The following is a 17,956-nucleotide window of genomic DNA, read 5'->3' as shown; positions in this document are numbered from 1 at the left end:
AAACAAATGGGCAGGTGGTGACGAATAGTTTCCCAGCTGCCTCAGCCGAGAAGTTCCTGGAGGGGTTCGCGGAGGGCGTTCGCGACGGCGAAGACGCCTTGGGAGTCGGGGGTGTGGTTGGTGCCGTCCAGGTCCAGGACGGTGACGCCGGCCTCGCGGCAGATTGCTACGCCGGCCATTGTGTCCCAGGGCTTGTTGGAGAACATGATCAGCGCGTCGAAGTAGCCGTTCGCCGTCCAGGTCAGCGCGGTGGCCGCCGTACCGATCATCCGGACGCGCTGCACGCGTGGGACCAGCCGCTGGGTCAGCGCCGCTCGATCGACGTTCACCGCCTCGGCGTTCGGCCCGACCGCATAGTCGCCCACGGCAACCAACGCGTTCTCGAGGTCGGTGCACTGGCTTCCCCGGATCGCCTTCCCGTTGCAGGTCGCGCCCAGTCCCTCGGCGGCGGCGTACGTCGTGCCCAGCGCCGGGTGGTCGATCACACCCGCGACGGCGCGGCCCTCGTGGATCAGCCCGAGCGAGATCGCCCACAGCGGCACGCCGTGGATGAAGTTCACCGTCCCGTCGACCGGGTCCAGCACCCAGCGCGTCCCGTCGGTGGCGCCGCCCTCCTCCTCGCCCAGTACGCCGATCTCCGGCGTCTCCCGCTCGAGGAAGGCCCGCACCTCCCGCTCCACGGCGAAGTCCACCTCGGAGGCCATGTCCCGGTCGCCCTTGAACGTCAACTCCCCGACCGCGCGGCTCTGTGTCACCGCCCGCCCACGCTCGACGGCAGCTCCGGCAACTTTCAGCAGCTTCGCGAGATCCACACACCAGAACCTACGCGACAAGAGCTACGCCGTACCGAGTGATCTCGCCCTTCGACGCCAGGCCGCGGCCGCAGCGGCGCCTCCGATCACCAGGAGTCCGGCGCCGGCCGCCTGGGCGATCTTGATCGGGCAGCCGCTTGCGCAGTCCGGGATCGGGTACGGCTGGCCGGGGTTCAGTTCGTGGGTCTCGTCGGCGCCGACGTACGCCTCGTCCGCCGGGAACGGGAAGCCCTCGGCGTTCAGCAGGCGGTACCAGTACAGGTCGTCCCACGCCTTGCGCCGGCACGTCACATTCACCGACGGAGACTCGTACGGCGACGGCCCCAGCTGCCCGATCGGCAGATGGTCCTCGTTGTAGACCGTGACGTGGCCGTTCGGATCGTTCATCGTCACAGCCGGGTACCTCGCATCCAGCCCCATGACCGCAGTATGGGGCTGGGATCAGGACGCGGCCAGGCCTCGGAGCTTGAGGTCGACGACGGTCGGGGCGTCGGCCTGCGAATGCTTGTCGCCGGCGGCCACCACGGTCGCGACCTCCTGGTCGATCTTGTCGAGGCGCTGGTCGATCTTGTCCAGCCGGCGCTGCATCAGGTCGACGAACTCCGCGTTCTCGACGACCCGGGCGCTGGTGATCCGCGAGTACTCCTGCGCGACCTGCGCGCGCTCGTCGGAGTGCGCCAGCCGCTCGACCAGCAACTGGTGGCGGAACAGGAAGGCAGCAGCGATCGCGACCAGAACAGCCCCGCCGGCGGCGGCCCGGAGAATCCAGGCGTTCTGCGAGAAGAGCGCGATACTCACGCCCAGGCAGACAACGATCAGCAGACCGTTGGCGACGGTGAGAACTGTGGTCCTGGTTCGACGGCGGCTACCCCTGGAACCCATGGACCGCATGTTAGGGGGTCTTGTCGGGGTCCTCGGGCACACGACACGCACGTTCGAGCAACAATCCGGCCGTGACGACCAGCACTGAGACCACGGCCGCGGCACCGGCCATGATCACACGGTTACGAGGCCCGGAGGAGCCCACCGCTTGGAGGAAGCTTAACGCGAACCCTGCGTAAACACCGGCGCACAACGCGCCGACAAAGGCACTCGCCTTCCCGATCATCAACAAGAAGACCGCGCGCGACGGTTCGATCCGTTCCCGCCGTACCTGGACCCGCTGGTGGGTGTTGCGGGCCGCGGCGAACAGCAGCGCCGCCAGGAACGCCCAGGCGATCAACGTCAGCCAGGACACGGCCGGCGCGACACCGCCGCGGGCCTCGACCGCCTTGACCATCGTCAGACCGACGGCGACCCCGAGGACGGCGATCGCGACCAGCAGCCGCCGTGAGGTCGGCCGCACCGAGCCCGGTGGCGGCTCCGGTTTGTCGCCGTTTCGAGGCGCCCGATCGGGCTCGGTACCGCCGGACACCACTACTGCAGCTCGATGTCGAGCTTGGTCACACCTTCGGTCCCGACCTTGGCGAGCAGCTCCGCGACCGGACCGTGGCCCGGCAGTACGGCGTCCCGCTCGATGTCGAGCCACGGCGCCAGCACGAACGCACGCTCGTGCGCCCGCGGATGCGGAATCGTCAGTTCGTCGGTCTCGATCGTCTTCTGCCCGTAGGTGATCAGGTCGACGTCGAGGGTCCGCGGCGCGCCCGGCACGCTGCGCTCCCGGCCGAACGCCTGCTCGACCGCGTGCGCCCGCTCGAGCAACAGGTCGACGCCCAGTGTGGAGTCGGCGAGCAGGACGACGTTCAGGTACGGACCGGACTCGTCGGGGCCGCCGATCGGTTCGGTCTCGTAGACCGGCGAGACATCGACCACCACGACGTCCGGGGTGTCCCGCAGTGCGTCGATCGCGCCCTGCAGGTTGGCCTCACGGTCGCCGAGATTGCTGCCGAGCGACAGGATCACCTGGCGGATCGGCTTCAGGCCGCCGCTCAGGGTGTCCGCATCGATGACGTGGGGACTAGGGGTCTCAGTCACGAGGATTCTCCGGCTCTGCGCTGCACGGTCAGGACAACGTCGTCGAACGGCACCGAGATCGGCGCCGAGGGTTTGTGGATGGTCACGGCCGTCGCTGTCACCCGCTCGTCGGCGAGACAGAGATCGGCGATGCGCTGGGCGAGGGTCTCGATCAGGTCCACCGGGTCGGTCTCGATCGCCTGGTGCACCTGCTCGGCCACCACCCCGTAGTTCACGGTGTCGGCCAGGTCGTCGGAAGCCGCAGCGGCCCGGGTGTCCAGCTCCAGCCGGACGTCCACGACGAACTCCTGTCCGTCGGCCCGCTCGTGATCGAACACCCCGTGGCGCCCGAAACCGCGGATACCCCGGATCTCGATCACGTCAGAAGAAAGCGTGGGACCACTCATTGCGCCTCCTCCGATTGGCCCCCAGACGACAGTACCGGTGAGGCATGGTGGATCCACAACCGCCAGCCGCCAGAAGTTCGGCGGAAAACGTTCGTGGCGAGCGCCTTTCCGCCCGCGAACCCTTCCTCCGGGGCGCCCTCACCCGACGACAGGACATTCTCCGTACACGTGACGTATGCCACGTCTTCATCCACCCGCACCTGCACGTCGGTGAGGAAGAACTGGATGTACGGCGTGTTCGCGAAGATCATCGCCCAGGCCCGCATCATCTCGGCGTACCCGTAGATCGCCGCGTTCCCCGGATGGATGCAGACCGGATCCGGCTCCGGCAGCCAGACCGCCGCCATCAGATCCAGGTCACCGGCCTCGAACGCGTTGTAGAAGGCAGTGTTGGCATTCAGTACGACGTCCTGCACCGGGGCGCTGGGCGGCCGCTTGGGAGTACCGTCCTGCCGCGGTCCGTCCGTCATACAGTTCCCCATCTCTTAGCCACCCGGACCGCGTCCGCGTTCGGTGCCACCGCGTGCGCCCGGACACACCAGGCACCCGCGGCGGCGGCCAGGGCGGATACGGCCACGCTCGCGTCGTCTCGTCGTACGGCCGGTCTGGGTTCACCGGTCTGCTCGTCGGCGAGCAGCCTACCGAGGAACGTCTTCCGGGACGCACCGATCAGTAACGGTCTTTCCAGTACGGCGAATTCCCGCAACCGGCGCAGAATCTCCCAGTTGTGGTCCGCCGTCTTCGCGAAACCGAGGCCGGGATCGAGGGCGACCCGGTTCAGCTCGATCCCCGCCTGGCCGATCGCCTCGAGTCGTTCGCGCAGCTCGGCGATGACCTCGGCCACCACGTCGCCGTACTCCGCCTTGTTCTGCATGTCGACCGAGTGCCCGCGCCAGTGCATGCACAGGTACGGCGATCCGCGCTCGGCGATCAGCGGGAGCATGTCCGGATCGGCCAGGCCACCGGACACGTCGTTGATCATCGTGGCGCCGGCATCGAGCACGAGCTCGGCGACCCGGGACCGCATGGTGTCGACGGAGATGATCGCGCCTTCCGCGGCGAGGGCCTCGACGACCGGGAGCACCCGGCGGATCTCCTCCTCCTGCGACGGCCGCACGGCCCGCGGACGGGTCGACTCACCACCCACGTCCAGCAGATCGGCGCCCTCGGCCAGCAGCTCGCGGCCGTGCTTGATCGCGGCGCTCGGCTCGAACCACTCGCCGCCGTCCGAGAACGAGTCCGGCGTCACGTTCACGACACCCATGACGAGACACCGGTCCACCACCGGCAACCCGTCCACGTGACCCCACGGCTCAGTTCTCACCCACACACCGTAGTAGCCCCCGCCCCCACCCCAACAACCCGCCGCCGATTTCCCGTGGGCGGGGAAACGGGTGAGCGATCAGTTCGCGAGGATCAGGCGGGACTTGGTCGACTGGAGTGCCGGGGCGATGGGCTGGGCGTACGACTCGTTGGTCTGGCCGTACTTCTCCAGGCACTGCCCGTCGATCAGCGCCGCCCCGCTGGTGATGCCCTGGGCGTAGTTCCCGGTCATGCTGGCGCCGCCGGAGTCACCCGACTCGACGCACGCGGTGTGCTGGAACAGCCCGCGGACCACGCGGTTGTTCCCGTAGTTGACCGTCACGTTCCGGGCGACGATCCGCCCACAGGTCCACCCGGTGCTCTTGCCCGACTTGCAGAGCGTGGAGCCGACGGTGGCGTCCGCGATCCCCTTGACCGCGACGTTCCCGTTGCCCCAGCCCTCGACGTATCCCTGCTGGTCCCAGCCCTCGATCACGCCGACCGACCCGAAGTCGTGCCCGGGGAAGCTCGAGGTGGACGTGTTGCCGAGGACGTACCCGTTGCGGGAGAACGACGGCTTGCCGGCCGTGCAGTGTCCCGCGGTCAGGAAGATCCGGTTGCCCTTGCGGGTCCGGGCGTTGAAGCCGAGCGAGCACACGTACCCGGTGTTCTTGGTGACCTGTACGCCGCCGCGCAGGCTGAAATCGTCCGCAGTCGTCCGGACCGTCCCCGACACCTGACGCAGGGTCACCCGCTCGCCGTGCGCGAGCGCGCGGGACAGGAACCGCTCGGTGATCGAGTCGTGCACCCCTCGCGGCACCGAGACCACGACGGTCCCCGACACCGGGTCGACGTACCAGGACCGCACCTTGCCGGCGCTCGACGAGACGGCCAGCCGGTTCAGCTCGCCCTGTACGGCGTTCAGCTGCTCGGCGGTGAACTTGACCAGCCGCGGGACCGCGCCGATCCGGCGGACGAGAGCGGCCGTCGACAGGTCGGACACCGCGACGATCAGCTCGCCGGAATCGTCGTAGTAGCTGCCCACGACACCCGAGTCGGAGCCGAGCTCCGACTCCAGGGTCTCGACGACCAGTGGATCCACGGCCGTCTTCGCGGCCTGCTTCTGGTGCGCGGTCTGAGGTCCGGTCTTGTTCCGCGTGTCCGCGGTGGCCCAGTTCGCCGCGGCCAGCCCGCCGGCCGTCAGGACGACGACCCCGGCCAGTGCGGCGCCGACCCGGAAACGCCCCGACATCCTGTCCTCCTCACACCGGCACCTGGTCCCCGTTGGCCAAGCGCCACTACGGAAAGTAAACGCTCAGCGACAGAATGTCCATAGTGCCGGACTCTCAAACTTCAACGAGAACAGCCCTCCCCGAGCTACGGGTGGGTCAACCGACGATCAGGCTCATCGCCTCGGCGCGGGTGACCGGGTTGCGGAGCTGGCCGCGGACGGCGGAGGTGATCGTCTTGGCGCCCGGTTTCCGGACGCCGCGCATGGTCATGCACAGGTGCTCGCACTCGACCACCACGATCACGCCGCGCGGCTGCAGGATCTCCACCAGGGACTCGGCGATCTGCGTGGTCAGCCGTTCCTGGACCTGCAGCCGTCTCGCGTACACGTCGACCAGCCGGGCGAGCTTCGACAACCCGGTCACCCGGCCGTCCCGGCTCGGGATGTAGCCGACGTGCGCGACGCCCGTGAACGGCACCAGATGGTGCTCGCACAGGCTCCAGACCTCGATGTCCTTCACCAGGATCATCTCGTCGTGCTCGAGCGCGAACGTGGTCGTCAGCACGTCCTCGGCCTGCTGACCGAGCCCGGCCGTGATCTCGGCGTACGAGCGGGCCACCCGGGCCGGGGTGTCCTGCAGCCCCTCGCGCTCGGGGTCCTCCCCGATCGCGTACAGCAGCTCGCGCACCGCCCGCTCGGCGCGCTCGTGGTCGAAATTCGGTGACGCCATCCCGGCTCTCCTCCTGCCAACGGAACTTCGCACGCTACCCCGCGCGCAAACGAAAACGCCGCCACCCCGGTCCGGGTGGCGGCGTTCGTTGCAGCTGTCAGCTCACTGGTGGCTCGGCGGGGTCGGGCCGCCGCCGTAGTCCGGCGGACGGATCGCCTCGTCCGGGCCGACCGAACCGCCCGGCAGGACGTCGGACAGCGAACCGTTCTGCCCGTTCTGCCCGTTCTGCTCAGCGCGGCTGCCGACCGGCATCACCGGCGGCTGGTCGGACGGGACCCGGGTCGACGACCCGGTCCAGGCCGGCCGGCGCTCCTTCATGATCACCGGCTCGAAGATCCGGGCGATCTGGTGCTTGTCCAGGGTCTCCTTCTCCAGCAGCTCCTCGACCAGGTGGTCCAGGACCGCCCGGTTCTCCACCAGGATGTCGAAGGCCTCCTGGTGCGCGTTCAGGATCAGCTTGCCGACCTCCTCGTCGACCGCGGCCGCGATCTCCTCGGAGTAGTTCCGCTGGCTGCCCAGGTCACGGCCCAGGAACGGCTCGCCGTTGTCCTGGCCGAACTTGATCGCCCCGAGCCGCTCGGTCATGCCGTACTGCGTGACCATCGCGCGGGCCAGCGCCGTCGCCTTCTCGATGTCGTTGCTGGCGCCCGTGGTCGGGTCGTGGAAGACCATCTCCTCGGCCGCGCGGCCGCCGAGCATGTAGGCGAGCTTGTCGAGCATCTCGGACCGGGTGGTCGAGTACTTGTCCTCGTCCGGCATCACCATCGTGTAGCCGAGCGCACGGCCACGCGGGAGGATCGTCACCTTCTGCACCGGGTCGGAGTGCGGCAGCGCCGCGGCGACCAGCGCGTGACCACCCTCGTGGTACGCGGTGAGCACCTTCTCCTTGTCCGACATCAGCCGGGTGCGGCGCTGCGGACCGGCGATGACGCGGTCGATGGCCTCGTCCAGCATGTTGTTGTCGATCATCTGCAGGTTCGACCGGGCGGTCAGCAGGGCCGCCTCGTTCAGCACGTTGGCCAGGTCGGCGCCGGTCATGCCCGGCGTCCGGCGGGCGACCGCGGTGAGGTCCACGTCCTGCGCCATCGGCTTGCCGCGCGCGTGCACCTTGAGGATCTTCTGCCGGCCGGGCATGTCCGGCGCGTCGACGGCGATCTGCCGGTCGAACCGGCCGGGCCGCAGCAGGGCCGGGTCGAGCACGTCGGGCCGGTTGGTGGCCGCGATCAGGATCACGCCGCCGCGGACGTCGAAGCCGTCCATCTCGACCAGCAGCTGGTTCAGCGTCTGCTCGCGCTCGTCGTGACCGCCGCCGAGGCCCGCGCCGCGGTGCCGGCCGACGGCGTCGATCTCGTCGATGAACACGATCGCCGGCGCGTTCGTCTTGGCCTGCTCGAACAGGTCCCGGACCCGGGAGGCGCCGACACCGACGAACATCTCGACGAAGTCCGAACCGGAGATCGAGTAGAACGGCACCCCGGCCTCACCCGCGACCGCACGGGCCAGCAGGGTCTTGCCGGTACCGGGCTGGCCGTAGAGCAGCACGCCCTTCGGGATCTTGGCGCCGACCGCCTGGAACTTGCCCGGCTCCTGCAGGAACTCCTTGATCTCCTGCAGCTCCTCGATCGCCTCGTCGACCCCGGCGACGTCGGCGAACGTGGTCTTCGGGGTGTCCTTGGTGACCAGCTTGGCCTTCGACTTGGCGAAGCTCATCACCCGGGAGCCGCCGCCCTGCATGGAGTTCATCAGGAAGATGAACACCACTGCGATCAGCAGGAACGGGATCAGCGTGGAGAACACCTGGCCGATGAAGCTCGGCTTCGGGTTCTCGACGTCGTACCGCTCGATCTTGCCGTCGGTGAACAGCGACTGCAGGTCGTTGCCGAGGTTCTCGGCCTGACCGTCCACCCAGTGCGCCCGGAGTTTGGTGCCGTCGGTCTTCTCGACCCGGATCTCCTGATCCGGATCGATCAGCGTCACCGTCTTGATCGTCTTGTCGCTCGACGACTTGGCCTGCTGGATCAGCTGGACTACCTGGCCGGTCGGCTCGGTCTTGTACCCGGTCGAGCCGGTCAGGAGCTGCCCGATCACCAGGACGCCCAAAAAGGCGACGACGATCCAGAACAGGGGTCCGCGGAAGATGCGCTTCACGTCCATGATCGAGGCCTGGGCCCCGTCCCTCCTAGCTCGGCAGGCCCGGGTGTGGCGGGCTTGTGACGGTAATACCAGTCCAAGTGTCTCGTGTCGCACAAGACAACACAGCACGAGGGTCACCAATGGACAGTACGACCCGTTGTACAGGCCGTCACCAAGTCTGCCCTGAAGCGCGGATCAGGAATAGACGTGCGGAGCCAGTGTGGCGACGCAGCGCAGGTTCCGGTACTTCTCGGCGTAGTCCAGCCCGTACCCGACGACGAACTCGTCCGGCAGCTCCAGGCCGACGTACTTCACCGGCACCTGCATCTTGGCGGCGTCCGGTTTCACGAAGGCCGTGCACAGCTCCAGCGAGGCGGGCTTGCGTGACTCCAGGTTGCTGACCAGCCAGCTCAGCGTGAGTCCGGTGTCGATGATGTCCTCGACGATCAGCACGTGCCGGTTGGTGATGTCGGTGTCCAGGTCCTTCTGGATCCGCACCACGCCCGACGACTTGGTCCCGGAGCCGTACGACGAGATGGCCATCCAGTCCATCTCCACGTGCCGGCTGAACGACCTGGCCAGGTCGGCCATCACCATCACCGCGCCGCGCAGGACGCCGACCAGCAGCAGGTCCTTGCCCTCGTAGTCGGCCTCGATCCGCGCTGCCAGCTCCCGCAGCTTCGCGAGGATCTCGTCCTCGGTGTAATGGATCTTGCTCAGGTCCTTCTCGATGTCCGCCGCATCCACGCGACTCAGCCTGTCACATCAGGGCCGAGGATGATGAATCCGCCGGTGCGGACCGCTCGGACGCCCTGCGGGAGATCGATCCAGCGCTGCCCGCGCCAGTCGGTCACCAGCGCGTCGACCGACGCGACGTGACCGGCAGTGAGGTCGGTGGCCCGGCAACCGGCTTCCAGCGCTGCCTGTCGCAGTACACGCGTTCGGATCGCTGCAGGCTGCTCGACCAGTACGCCGATGTCGCCACGGACCTGTCCCTCAGCGCGGCTCAGTGTGGTCTCCGCAACGTCCGCAGCGAGCTGATCGAGCGCGTCCGCATCCGCTCGGAGAAGACCCGCCGTACGAGCCAGCGCCTCGACCACACCAGGCCCCAGGGCCTCCTCCAGCACCGGCAGTACCTCGTGCCGTACGCGGACCCGCGTGTACTGCGGATCGTCGTTGTGCGGGTCGTGCCACGGCCGCAACCCGGACGCGATGCACGCAGCAGCCGTAGTGGCCCGTGGCACCTCCAGGAACGGTCTGCGCAGCCGTCCGACGGCCGGAGCCATCCCAGCCAGCGAACGCGCACCAGAGCCGCGCCCCAGCCCCAGCAGGACAGTCTCGGCCTGATCATCACGGGTGTGAGCGAGCAGTACGACGTCTGCGCCCAGCTCATCCGCCGCGTCGCGAAGTGCGTCGTACCGCGCTGTGCGCGCAGCGCCCTCCGGACCGCCGTCTGTACCGACCTCGACCACGCGGACCTGGACAGGATCCAGGCCCAGCGTCCGGCACTGCTCCGCAGCGGTCTCCGCGACATGTGCCGAATCCGCCTGCAGACCGTGGTCCACGATGACCGCACCGGCCCGGAGACCGAGCTTCGGCGCCTCGAAGGCGGTAGCGGCCGCCAGCGCGAGCGAGTCGGTTCCGCCGGAGCAGGCGACCAGGACGGCCGTGCCCTGCGGTAACTCGGCCAATGTCGCGCGTACCGCCTCGCGGGCGCGAGCGACGGCGGGGTGCAGCTTTCCCCGCCGCTGCCCCACCAGGCGCTCAGCCGTGGAGTCGGGCGACCCAGGCATCGGGGTTCGCGATCTCGTTCTTGGTCGGCAACGTGTTCGGACCGGTCCAGACCCGGTTGAAGCCCTCCATACCGACCTGGTCGACCACCCTGCGGACGAACGCGGCACCGTCCTTGTACTGCCGCAGCTTGGCGTCCAGCCCGAGCAGCCGCTTCAGCAGCTGGTCCACCGGGTTGCCGCTCGCCCGCCGCGACGAGAACTTGGAGCGGATGGTGTCCACCGTCGGAATGACCGACGGCCCGACGCCGTCCATCACGAAGTCGGCATGGCCCTCCAGCAACGACATGACCGCGGTCAGGCGGTCCAGCACCGCACGCTGCTCGGGCGACTGCATCAGGTCCATCAGGCTCAGCTCGGACTCACCGCGCAGTGAACGTCCCAGCCGCTGCACGGCCTCCCGGAACATCGCGGCGTACGCCGAAGCATCCAGCTCGGCCTGGTCCAGGAAGAGGGCGATCTCCGACCGCAGGTGGTCCCGCAGCCACGGGACCGCGGTGAACTGCACCCGGTGCGTCTCCTCGTGCAGACACACCCACAGCCGGAAGTCTCGCGGTACGACGCCCAGCTCGGACTCCACCTGCACGACGTTGGGCGCCACCAGCAGCAGGCGGCCCGTCAGACCGGGACGGTCCGGGTCAGGCTGCGCCGGGAAGAACGGGTCGAACTGACCGAGCACCCGTGACGACAGGAAGGCCAGCAACGCTCCAGCCTCGATCCCAGTCACCCGGGAGCCGACCGCAGAGGACAGGCCGGCGCTCCGCTCCGCCTTCTCGCGCAGCTTCTCCGCCAGCGGCTGCAGCACGGTTCGGAAGCCGTCCGCGTTCGCCTGGACCCAGCCGGGCCGGTCCACGATCATCACCGGCGCGGTGGCCGACGTGGCCTTCAGCCCGGTGAACTCGCGCACGTGACCCTCGGACTCCGCCGCGAACTGACGCAGCTCGGCGACCACCTGGTCCGCCTCCGCGCGACTGACCGCCGGGCCCGGGCGCAGCAGCTTCCGCGCCACACCGGTCGCCAGCTGCCAGTCGACCATCTCGGTCGTGGTCCCACCTTCAGCCGTGCTCATACAACGACCCTAGTGCCATGTCCCAACATTCAGCAGCCGCAGTTGGCGAGGGCGGCGGTCGCGCGGTCCAGCGCAGCGCGGGCGTCAAGCGTCTTCGGGACCGGCACACTGTCACTGGCGATGGCGAACACGAGCAGCGTGCCGGAGCGGTCCCGCGCATAGCCGGCCAGGCTGTGGACCCCTGTGAGCGTTCCGGTCTTCGCACGGACCAGCCCGGTCCCCGTGCCGGTACCGGCCGAGGTGAACCGCTGCCTGAGGCTCCCGTTGAACCCCGCCACCGGCAGACCGCTCAGCAGGTGCCGCAGCTCCGGGTGGTCCTTCGACACGGCCACGCGGACCGCACCGGCGAGCAGGTCGAGCGGGACCTTGTTGGCGCGGGTCAGACCGCTGCCGTCGTAGATGCGGGCCTTGCTGACGTCCAGGCCGAGCTTGGTCAGTGTGGCCCGGAGCCCCTGGACGCCACCGGCGTACGAGCCGCCGTTGCCGGTCGCGATGCCGACATGCCGCAGGAGCACCTCGGCGCCGTCGTTGTCGCTGTGCAGGTTTACGTACTCGACGATCTGGCCGAGCGTCGGTGACTTGACCTGCGCCAGCGGCGTGGCGCCCGCAGGTGCCGCGGCGGCCTTGGCAGCGCCCACTTTGATGCCGTACTGCGTCAGCAGCCTCTGGAACGACGTAGCAGCGGCCAGCGCCGGAGAGGTCGCGCGCTTGGCCATGCCCGGCGATACACGACCCTCGTTGACCCAGAGCGAGGAAGTGGGGGCGGCGATGCCTTCCGGGATGTAGTTCGCTTCCCAGTTCGCGTTGACAGCCGGGCCGCTGAACAGCGAGGCGTCGTACCCGAGGGTCACGGAGGCGACGCCCTGTGCCTTGAGCGCCTTGGCCGTACTCGCGGCCAGAGCCTGGAGCGTGGCACGGGCCGGGAAGCCGTCGCTCGCCGACGCTTTCGCGGTCAGCAGCGGGTCGCCGCCGCCGACCAGGACGATCGACCCCTTGCCGGTGCTCACGACCTTGGTGGCGAACGTGTGGTCCGGCCCGAGCGTGGCGAGGGCGGAGACGGTGGTGAGCAGCTTCAAGGTGGAGGCAGGCGTGTACGGCGTGGCGGCGCCGACCGAGAACACCGGCTTGCCGCGTGAGGCGTCGTACACATAGATGCCGTGGTGCGGGCCGAGCGACGGGTCCTTGAGGATCGCCGCGAGCGCCGTACCGACGCCGGCCGCGGTCGGGGCGGCTCCCTCGGTGGTCGCCGGCGTCAGAACGGGCGGCGCCTGCTGTGTGGTCTGCACTGATCCGGGTACGGCGCGTGCGCTGCTCACCAGACCGGCACAGAGCGCCGTGGCGAGGAGCGTGACGAATGCCGCACGGGCAGGTCGGGCCACCGGGCTGCTCCTGTCAATCGGTCGGTCGGAACCGTGACAGTATCTGCCGTATGGAGTTCGACGTCTTCATCGAGATCCCCAAGGGCACCCGCAACAAGTACGAGCTGGACCACAAGACGAACCGTCTGCGGCTGGACCGGACGCTGTTCACGGCGACCCAGTATCCGTCCGACTACGGGTTCATCGAGGACACCCTGGGCCAGGACGGCGACCCGCTGGACGCGCTCGTGCTGCTGCCGGAGCCGACGTTCCCCGGCTGCCTGATCCGCGCTCGCGCGATCGGCATGTTCCGGATGACCGACGAGAAGGGGCCGGACGACAAGGTCCTGTGCGTCCCGGCCGGTGACCCGCGGCAGGAGCACCTGCGCGACATCCACCACGTGCCGGAGTTCGACCGGCTGGAGATCCAGCACTTCTTCGAGGTCTACAAGGATCTCGAGCCCGGCAAGTCGGTCGAGGGCGCCACCTGGGTCGGCCGCGCCGAGGCCGAGACCGAGATCACCGCCTCCTTCGCCCGCCTGAAGACCGAAGGGCACTAGTCCCCTGATACGCGGCGGAGCAGCGCGAGCAAGGTCTTGCGCTCCGCCGCGGTCAGCGGCTCCAGCAGCTCCGCCTCCGCGGCGCGGATCAGCTCGTCCATCGCGTCGAGCTGCCGCTCCCCCGCCGGGGTGATCGCGACGATCTTCCGTCGGCGGTCGGCAGGATCGACCCGCCGCGCCAGGAACTCCAGCTCCTCGAGTTCGTCCAGCAGCGTGACCAGATCGCTGCGGTCGAACCCGATCCGGTCCGCGACCGTCGCCTGCGCGGCCTCGCCGTCGTCCGCGAGGCTCGCGAGCACGTGATAGTGCTGCGTCCGGACGCCGCCGTCGATCATGTGCTGCCGGACCAGCCGCTGGGCGTGCTGACTCGACCGCCCCAGCGCGAACAGCACGTGGTCGGACAGCCGGTGGTGCGGCGACTTCTTCACCGCACCAACTCTATTGGCAACGCCGACGCGTAGAGTTATCGTGGGAATCTCCTATTATTTATATTCCCCACGATATGGAGCACCCATCATGCGCGCAGTGCGCTTCCACCGCCACGGCGGTCCCGACGTACTCCAGCTCGACGAGGTCGCCGTCCCCGAACCCGCTGCCGGCCAGGTCCTGATCCAGGCCGAGGCGATCGGCGCGAACGCGATCGACACCGTTCTCCGCCGCGGCGGCTCCCCCTGGGACCGCGAGCTGCCCGGCACCCTGACCGGCGACGTCGTCGGCCGGATCGTCGAACTCGGTCCCGGCACCCCACCCGGCGTCGCCGTCGGCCAGCGCGTCTCCGCCCTCACCGTGGACGCCTTCGCCGAGTACGCCGTGGCGGACACGGGCTTCCTCGCATCGATCCCGGACGACGCGGACGCGGGCGAGGCCACGATGATGTCGCTGGCCGCCCCGCTCGCCCTCCGCCTGCTCGAGTCCGGCCGGATCCCGGCCGGCGGCACGATCCTGATCCAGTCCGCCGCCGGCACCATCGGCCACCTCGCCGTCCAGCTGGCCCGCTCCTACGCCCCGAAGACGATCATCGGTACGGCGTCCTCCGCGCACCGGCTCGACTTCATCCGCGGGTTCGGCGCCGAACCCGTCGACCTCACCGCCGCCGACTGGCCGGACCAGGTCCGCGCGATCGCCCCGGACGGTGTCGACACGGTCCTGGACGCGGTCGGTGGCACCGTCTTCACGCAGGGCCTCGACCTGGTCAAGCCACTCGGCACGATGGTCTCGTACGGCGCCATCACAACCGAGGTCCCAACGATCCCGGCGCTCGGCCTGCAGCTGCGAAACGTCACCGGTGTCTCCTTGTACGGCTGGCAGCAGGCCCGTCCCGACGAGGCCCGCGCCGACATCACCGAGGCCACCCGTCGTTGGCAGTCCGGCGAGCTCCGCCCGATCGTTCACGCCACCTACCCGCTCGCGGACGTCGCCCGCATCCACGAGACCCTCGACGCCCGCACCAACCTCGGCCGCCTCGTCGCGACTGTCTGAATAGAATTGCCGGGTGGAGCTTCGGCAGCTGCGGTACTTCGTGGGCGTCGCCGAGGAGCTGCATTTCGGTAAGGCCGCCGAGCGCCTGTACATCTCCACCCCGACGCTCAGCCAGCAGATCAAGCAGCTCGAACGCGAGATCGGCACCGCCCTGCTGATCCGGCACAGCCGCGGCGTCGAGCTCACCCCGGCCGGGCAGGTCCTGCTCGCCCGCGCCCGGGAAACTCTCCAGGCGGCCGGCCTGGCGCTGAAGGACACGCGCCGGGCCGCCGGCCTGGACGAACCGGTGCTCCGCCTCGGTCTGCTGAACGGGATCCCCGGCCACCTCCCGGCCGCCCTCGAACAGCTCGCCACCGAACGCTTCCCGAACAGCACGGTCACCCTCGTGGCAGGCACCACCACCGACCAGCTCCGGATGCTCGACGCCGGCGAGATCGACCTCGGCCTGGTCCGCACCCCGCTGACGTTGCCTCCGGCAATCACCTCCGAACAGCTCGACGACGAAGAGCTCGGCGTACTCCTGACCGCGACTCACCCGCTCGCAGCCCAGCCGGAGCTCACGCTCGACGACCTGACCGGACTCGAGCTCATCTGGATCCCCCGCGCCGCGGCGCCCGAGTTCTACGACGACACGATCCGCCGGATCGGCACCGGCGTACGGCTGAGCGACATCAGCATGAGCCACTCACAACTCCGGTCGGCACTCCTCGTACGACGCTCCGCGTTCAGCCTCGGGTCCCGCCGCGCGGCCACACCGGACATCGTCTGGCGACCCCTCACGGGCCGCCCGCTGGTCGCACAGTACGCCGCCGTATGGCGCACCGACTCGCACAACCCGGTGCTCCAGGCGATGATCGTTAGCCCCGGCCTAACGGTCGTTAGGCAACAAGTCGTGGTGGACTGACGCACCCGGTGGTTGGCTCGAAACATCAACCACCGAAGGAGAAACTCTTGCAGGAACACGTCGTGATCGTCGGCGGCAGCTCGGGGATGGGTCGCGCCCTCGCCGCCGAACTCGTCGCCCAAGGCAGCGAGGTCACTGTCGCCGGCCGGGCGCCCGCCAAGCTCGACGCAGTACGCCGGGAACTCGGCGTACGCACCGTTGCCATGGACCTCGGAAGTGAGCAGGACATCGAACGTCTCTTCGCGACCACCGGCAAGGTCAGCCACATCGTCACCACGGCCGCCGACGTCGGCGGCGCCTACCAGCCGATCGCCAAGTACGACGTGGCGGCGGCGCGCTCCGCGGTCGACTCCAAGCTGATCGGCCCGTTGCTGCTCGCCAAGCACGGCGCTCCGATGCTCGAACCGGGCGGCGGCTCGATCGTGTTCACCTCGGGTATCGCGGCGTACCGGCCGGGACCGCGGGCATCGTTGCTCGCGGCACTCAACGGCGCACTCGCCTCGCTGGCCGCGGCGCTCGCGGTCGAACTGGCGCCGCTGCGGGTCAACGTGGTCTCACCCGGCTGGGTCGACACCCCGATCTGGAAGGACGTCGCCGGCGACGCGGCGCCCGAGACGCTGTCCGCGATGGCGGCCCGCCTCCCGGTCGGCCGGATCGGCCGTCCCCAGGACATCGCCGCGGCGATCATCGCCCTGCTCCGCAACGGTTTCATCACCGGCACCGTTCTGCACGCCGACGGCGGACACCGGCTGGCCTAGAAGCGAAACGTCCCCGGCAACAGACCGTTGCCGGGGACAACCGCATCAGGGACGCCCGAAGAAGTCCGGGGGTTCCCAGTAGTAGACGCTGTCGATCTGCACCGGCTTGCCGGTCCGCGGCGCGTGGATCATCCGGCCGTTGCCGAGATACATCGCGACGTGGTGGATGGTGCCCGGGTCGCTCGGGTCCAGCGACCAGAAGATCAGGTCACCGGGCCGCAGCTCGTCCTCGTCGATGTGCTGGATCTGCTCGTACTGCGCGACGCTGTAGTGCGGCAGCTGCACACCGGCCTGCTCCCAGGCGCCCTGGGTCAGCCCGGAGCAGTCCCACCGGCTCGGGCCGGTCGCGCCCCACAGGTACATGTCGCCGAGCTGTCGCATCGCGAACTCGATCGCCGCCGACGCGCCCTTCCGCGAGCTGTGGTTGCCGTTGTCGTTGTCGTGCTTGTCACGGCTCGGCGTGGACGGCTTGTGCCGCTTCGGCGGGTTCTTCTTGCCGTTGTTGTGCTCGCGCTCTTCCTTCTCCTCGCGAGCCTTCTCCGCTGCCTCGCGAGCCCGCTCGGCCGCCTCCGCGCGGCGCTCCGCGGCCTCCCGGGCGGCGATCCGGCGCTTCAGCTCGGCGGCCTTCTTCGCGGCGATCGCAGCGGCCCGCTGCCGCGCAAGCTCCTCGAGCCCCTGCTGCCGCTGGGCGGCCACCCGCACCGAGATGTTCTGCAAGGTGGCGAGCTGCGCGATCGACTGCTTGCGCTGGACGCCGATCGCGGTCACGGCCGCCGACTGCGCGGCCTCCGCATCCTCGGCCGCCTTCTTCGCCTTGGCCGCCTCGTCGGCCGCCTTCTTCACCTTCACCACCGCCTGGTCGGCCTGCACCTTGAACAGGTTCGTCATCACCTGCGTCGCCGTGAACCGCAGGTACGAACCCTGCATCGCGGCCGACACCGAGTGCGCCGCACCGGCCGAGTCGAGCAGCTGCTGCGGACCCTCGGCAGTGAACAGCGGCGCGATCTTCGCCACGTCGCCACCACCTTGGTACGACGCGGCGGCGAAGCGACCGATCTGCTGCCGCTGGGCGGTGAGCGTCTTCTGTGCCTCGGCGGCCCGGGCCGCGGCGGCTGCCGCCTCGGCCTTGGCCTGCTGCAGTCGGTAGACGGCGCCGTTGTAGGCCTCGTCGGCGATGCCGGACTGGATGCCGAGCTGCTCGAGCCGTGCGCCGGCGGCGGCGAGCTGACGCTCGATCGCGGCGACCTGAGCGGCCTTCGAGGCGGCGGCCTGCTTGGCACGCTCGACCGCGGCCTTGGACGGAATCACCGGCGGCTTCGGCTTCGCGGCCTCGGCCTGAAGGGTGGGCACGGCCATCGCGCCGGCCAAGCAGATCGCGAGCACCCCGGAGAGCAGGGCCTTGCCTGCTCTGCCGGTCTTCCCAGCACTCGTGATCCGCCCGCCGGACGTGGCCCTGGTGGGCGTCCGCAT

General features: G+C 69.4%; 21 protein-coding genes. 4 read left to right on the top strand and 17 right to left on the bottom strand.

The genetic code is table 11. From position 1 onward, the window contains the following. Nucleotides 1-41: 41 nt before the first annotated feature. From EV647_RS27355 to dacB, 15 genes are all read right to left on the bottom strand, one after another. Complete coding sequence (locus EV647_RS27355) at nucleotides 42-812, bottom strand: inositol monophosphatase family protein (RefSeq protein WP_134007783.1); 771 nt, start codon at nucleotides 810-812, stop codon at nucleotides 42-44. 24 nt (nucleotides 813-836) lie between these two features. Beyond that, nucleotides 837-1,232, bottom strand: coding sequence for a hypothetical protein (locus EV647_RS27350; RefSeq protein WP_134007781.1), 396 nt, complete (start codon nucleotides 1,230-1,232; stop codon nucleotides 837-839). A gap of 21 nt (nucleotides 1,233-1,253) precedes the next feature. After that, entirely contained in the window at nucleotides 1,254-1,694 is a 441-nt protein-coding gene (locus EV647_RS27345) for a hypothetical protein (RefSeq protein ID WP_130384954.1), read from the bottom strand. A gap of 10 nt (nucleotides 1,695-1,704) precedes the next feature. Next, complete coding sequence (locus EV647_RS27340; protein ID WP_238177418.1) at nucleotides 1,705-2,226, bottom strand: DUF3180 domain-containing protein; 522 nt, start codon at nucleotides 2,224-2,226, stop codon at nucleotides 1,705-1,707. A 2-nt stretch (nucleotides 2,227-2,228) separates the two neighbouring features. Next, a complete protein-coding gene (gene folK / locus EV647_RS27335; RefSeq protein ID WP_134007777.1) occupies nucleotides 2,229-2,786 on the bottom strand; it encodes a 2-amino-4-hydroxy-6-hydroxymethyldihydropteridine diphosphokinase in 558 nt (185 codons plus the stop codon). Beyond that, nucleotides 2,783-3,172, bottom strand: coding sequence for a dihydroneopterin aldolase (gene folB / locus EV647_RS27330; protein ID WP_134007775.1), 390 nt, complete (start codon nucleotides 3,170-3,172; stop codon nucleotides 2,783-2,785). Before folB ends, folK begins: the two co-directional genes overlap by 4 nt. Further along, nucleotides 3,169-3,642, bottom strand: coding sequence for a nuclear transport factor 2 family protein (locus tag EV647_RS27325; protein ID WP_238177417.1), 474 nt, complete (start codon nucleotides 3,640-3,642; stop codon nucleotides 3,169-3,171). The genes folB and EV647_RS27325 overlap by 4 nt, the downstream gene beginning before the upstream one ends. Further along, a complete protein-coding gene (gene folP, locus EV647_RS27320) occupies nucleotides 3,639-4,436 on the bottom strand; it encodes a dihydropteroate synthase (protein ID WP_134009076.1) in 798 nt (265 codons plus the stop codon). Before folP ends, EV647_RS27325 begins: the two co-directional genes overlap by 4 nt. Before the next feature lie 138 nt (nucleotides 4,437-4,574). Further along, nucleotides 4,575-5,726 (bottom strand): S1 family peptidase, encoded by a 1,152-nt coding sequence (locus EV647_RS27315; protein WP_134007773.1) that lies wholly within the window; start codon nucleotides 5,724-5,726, stop codon nucleotides 4,575-4,577. A gap of 136 nt (nucleotides 5,727-5,862) precedes the next feature. Beyond that, on the bottom strand, nucleotides 5,863-6,435 hold the full coding sequence (gene folE / locus EV647_RS27310; RefSeq protein WP_134007771.1) for a GTP cyclohydrolase I FolE: 573 nt from the start codon (nucleotides 6,433-6,435) through the stop codon (nucleotides 5,863-5,865). Nucleotides 6,436-6,537: 102 nt separating this feature from the next. Continuing rightward, a complete protein-coding gene (gene ftsH / locus EV647_RS27305) occupies nucleotides 6,538-8,589 on the bottom strand; it encodes an ATP-dependent zinc metalloprotease FtsH (protein ID WP_134007769.1) in 2,052 nt (683 codons plus the stop codon). Nucleotides 8,590-8,763: 174 nt separating this feature from the next. Beyond that, nucleotides 8,764-9,315 (bottom strand): hypoxanthine phosphoribosyltransferase, encoded by a 552-nt coding sequence (gene hpt / locus EV647_RS27300; protein ID WP_130384962.1) that lies wholly within the window; start codon nucleotides 9,313-9,315, stop codon nucleotides 8,764-8,766. Nucleotides 9,316-9,320: 5 nt separating this feature from the next. Continuing rightward, a complete protein-coding gene (tilS, locus tag EV647_RS27295) occupies nucleotides 9,321-10,325 on the bottom strand; it encodes a tRNA lysidine(34) synthetase TilS (RefSeq protein WP_370344061.1) in 1,005 nt (334 codons plus the stop codon). Between the two features lie 7 nt (nucleotides 10,326-10,332). Next, a complete protein-coding gene (locus EV647_RS27290) occupies nucleotides 10,333-11,427 on the bottom strand; it encodes a zinc-dependent metalloprotease (RefSeq protein WP_238175666.1) in 1,095 nt (364 codons plus the stop codon). A 29-nt stretch (nucleotides 11,428-11,456) separates the two neighbouring features. Continuing rightward, the gene (gene dacB / locus EV647_RS27285) at nucleotides 11,457-12,806 is read right to left on the bottom strand and encodes a D-alanyl-D-alanine carboxypeptidase/D-alanyl-D-alanine-endopeptidase (RefSeq protein ID WP_134007765.1); all 1,350 of its coding nucleotides are present in this window, start codon (nucleotides 12,804-12,806) and stop codon (nucleotides 11,457-11,459) included. Nucleotides 12,807-12,856: 50 nt separating this feature from the next. On the opposite strand from dacB, the gene EV647_RS27280 reads away from it, so the two are divergent. Then, on the top strand, nucleotides 12,857-13,345 hold the full coding sequence (locus tag EV647_RS27280; RefSeq protein ID WP_134007763.1) for an inorganic diphosphatase: 489 nt from the start codon (nucleotides 12,857-12,859) through the stop codon (nucleotides 13,343-13,345). Here EV647_RS27280 and EV647_RS27275 read toward each other — a convergent pair. After that, entirely contained in the window at nucleotides 13,342-13,773 is a 432-nt protein-coding gene (locus tag EV647_RS27275; protein WP_134007761.1) for a MarR family winged helix-turn-helix transcriptional regulator, read from the bottom strand. The two genes, EV647_RS27280 and EV647_RS27275, sit on opposite strands and share 4 nt — an antisense overlap. An 88-nt stretch (nucleotides 13,774-13,861) precedes the next feature. Between EV647_RS27275 and EV647_RS27270 the strand changes: the two genes are divergently transcribed. Genes EV647_RS27270 through EV647_RS27260 form a run of 3 tightly spaced genes read left to right on the top strand, consistent with a single transcriptional unit; the run spans nucleotide 13,862 to nucleotide 16,486 of the window. Further along, nucleotides 13,862-14,824, top strand: coding sequence for a zinc-binding dehydrogenase (locus EV647_RS27270; protein ID WP_134007759.1), 963 nt, complete (start codon nucleotides 13,862-13,864; stop codon nucleotides 14,822-14,824). A 13-nt stretch (nucleotides 14,825-14,837) separates the two neighbouring features. Then, nucleotides 14,838-15,728 (top strand): LysR family transcriptional regulator, encoded by an 891-nt coding sequence (locus EV647_RS27265; RefSeq protein WP_134007757.1) that lies wholly within the window; start codon nucleotides 14,838-14,840, stop codon nucleotides 15,726-15,728. 47 nt (nucleotides 15,729-15,775) lie between these two features. Then, complete coding sequence (locus EV647_RS27260; protein ID WP_202876338.1) at nucleotides 15,776-16,486, top strand: SDR family oxidoreductase; 711 nt, start codon at nucleotides 15,776-15,778, stop codon at nucleotides 16,484-16,486. A gap of 45 nt (nucleotides 16,487-16,531) precedes the next feature. Here EV647_RS27260 and EV647_RS27255 read toward each other — a convergent pair whose 3' ends face one another. Further along, on the bottom strand, nucleotides 16,532-17,956 hold the full coding sequence (locus EV647_RS27255) for a C40 family peptidase (protein WP_134007755.1): 1,425 nt from the start codon (nucleotides 17,954-17,956) through the stop codon (nucleotides 16,532-16,534).

The sequence above is a fragment of the Kribbella sp. VKM Ac-2566 genome (genome assembly GCF_004366005.1).
GTDB lineage: Bacteria > Actinomycetota > Actinomycetes > Propionibacteriales > Kribbellaceae > Kribbella > Kribbella pratensis.
Note: the sequence above shows the minus strand (reverse complement) of the source record. Positions and strands in the feature narration are given on the sequence as shown.

What these genes read in the sequence shown, in the direction of transcription:
- EV647_RS27350 (WP_134007781.1), bottom strand. Translation starts at nt 1,232, where the DNA reads ATGGGGCTGGATGCGAGGTACCCGGCTGTGACGATGAACGATCCGAAC.
- EV647_RS27345 (WP_130384954.1), bottom strand. Translation starts at nt 1,694, where the DNA reads ATGGGTTCCAGGGGTAGCCGCCGTCGAACCAGGACCACAGTTCTCACC.
- folB (WP_134007775.1), bottom strand. Translation starts at nt 3,172, where the DNA reads ATGAGTGGTCCCACGCTTTCTTCTGACGTGATCGAGATCCGGGGTATC.
- EV647_RS27325 (WP_238177417.1), bottom strand. Translation starts at nt 3,642, where the DNA reads ATGACGGACGGACCGCGGCAGGACGGTACTCCCAAGCGGCCGCCCAGC.
- folP (WP_134009076.1), bottom strand. Translation starts at nt 4,436, where the DNA reads ATGGGTGTCGTGAACGTGACGCCGGACTCGTTCTCGGACGGCGGCGAG.
- EV647_RS27315 (WP_134007773.1), bottom strand. Translation starts at nt 5,726, where the DNA reads ATGTCGGGGCGTTTCCGGGTCGGCGCCGCACTGGCCGGGGTCGTCGTC.
- folE (WP_134007771.1), bottom strand. Translation starts at nt 6,435, where the DNA reads ATGGCGTCACCGAATTTCGACCACGAGCGCGCCGAGCGGGCGGTGCGC.
- ftsH (WP_134007769.1), bottom strand. Translation starts at nt 8,589, where the DNA reads ATGGACGTGAAGCGCATCTTCCGCGGACCCCTGTTCTGGATCGTCGTC.
- EV647_RS27290 (WP_238175666.1), bottom strand. Translation starts at nt 11,427, where the DNA reads ATGAGCACGGCTGAAGGTGGGACCACGACCGAGATGGTCGACTGGCAG.
- EV647_RS27280 (WP_134007763.1), top strand. Translation starts at nt 12,857, where the DNA reads ATGGAGTTCGACGTCTTCATCGAGATCCCCAAGGGCACCCGCAACAAG.
- EV647_RS27270 (WP_134007759.1), top strand. Translation starts at nt 13,862, where the DNA reads ATGCGCGCAGTGCGCTTCCACCGCCACGGCGGTCCCGACGTACTCCAG.
- EV647_RS27255 (WP_134007755.1), bottom strand. Translation starts at nt 17,956, where the DNA reads ATGCGGACGCCCACCAGGGCCACGTCCGGCGGGCGGATCACGAGTGCT.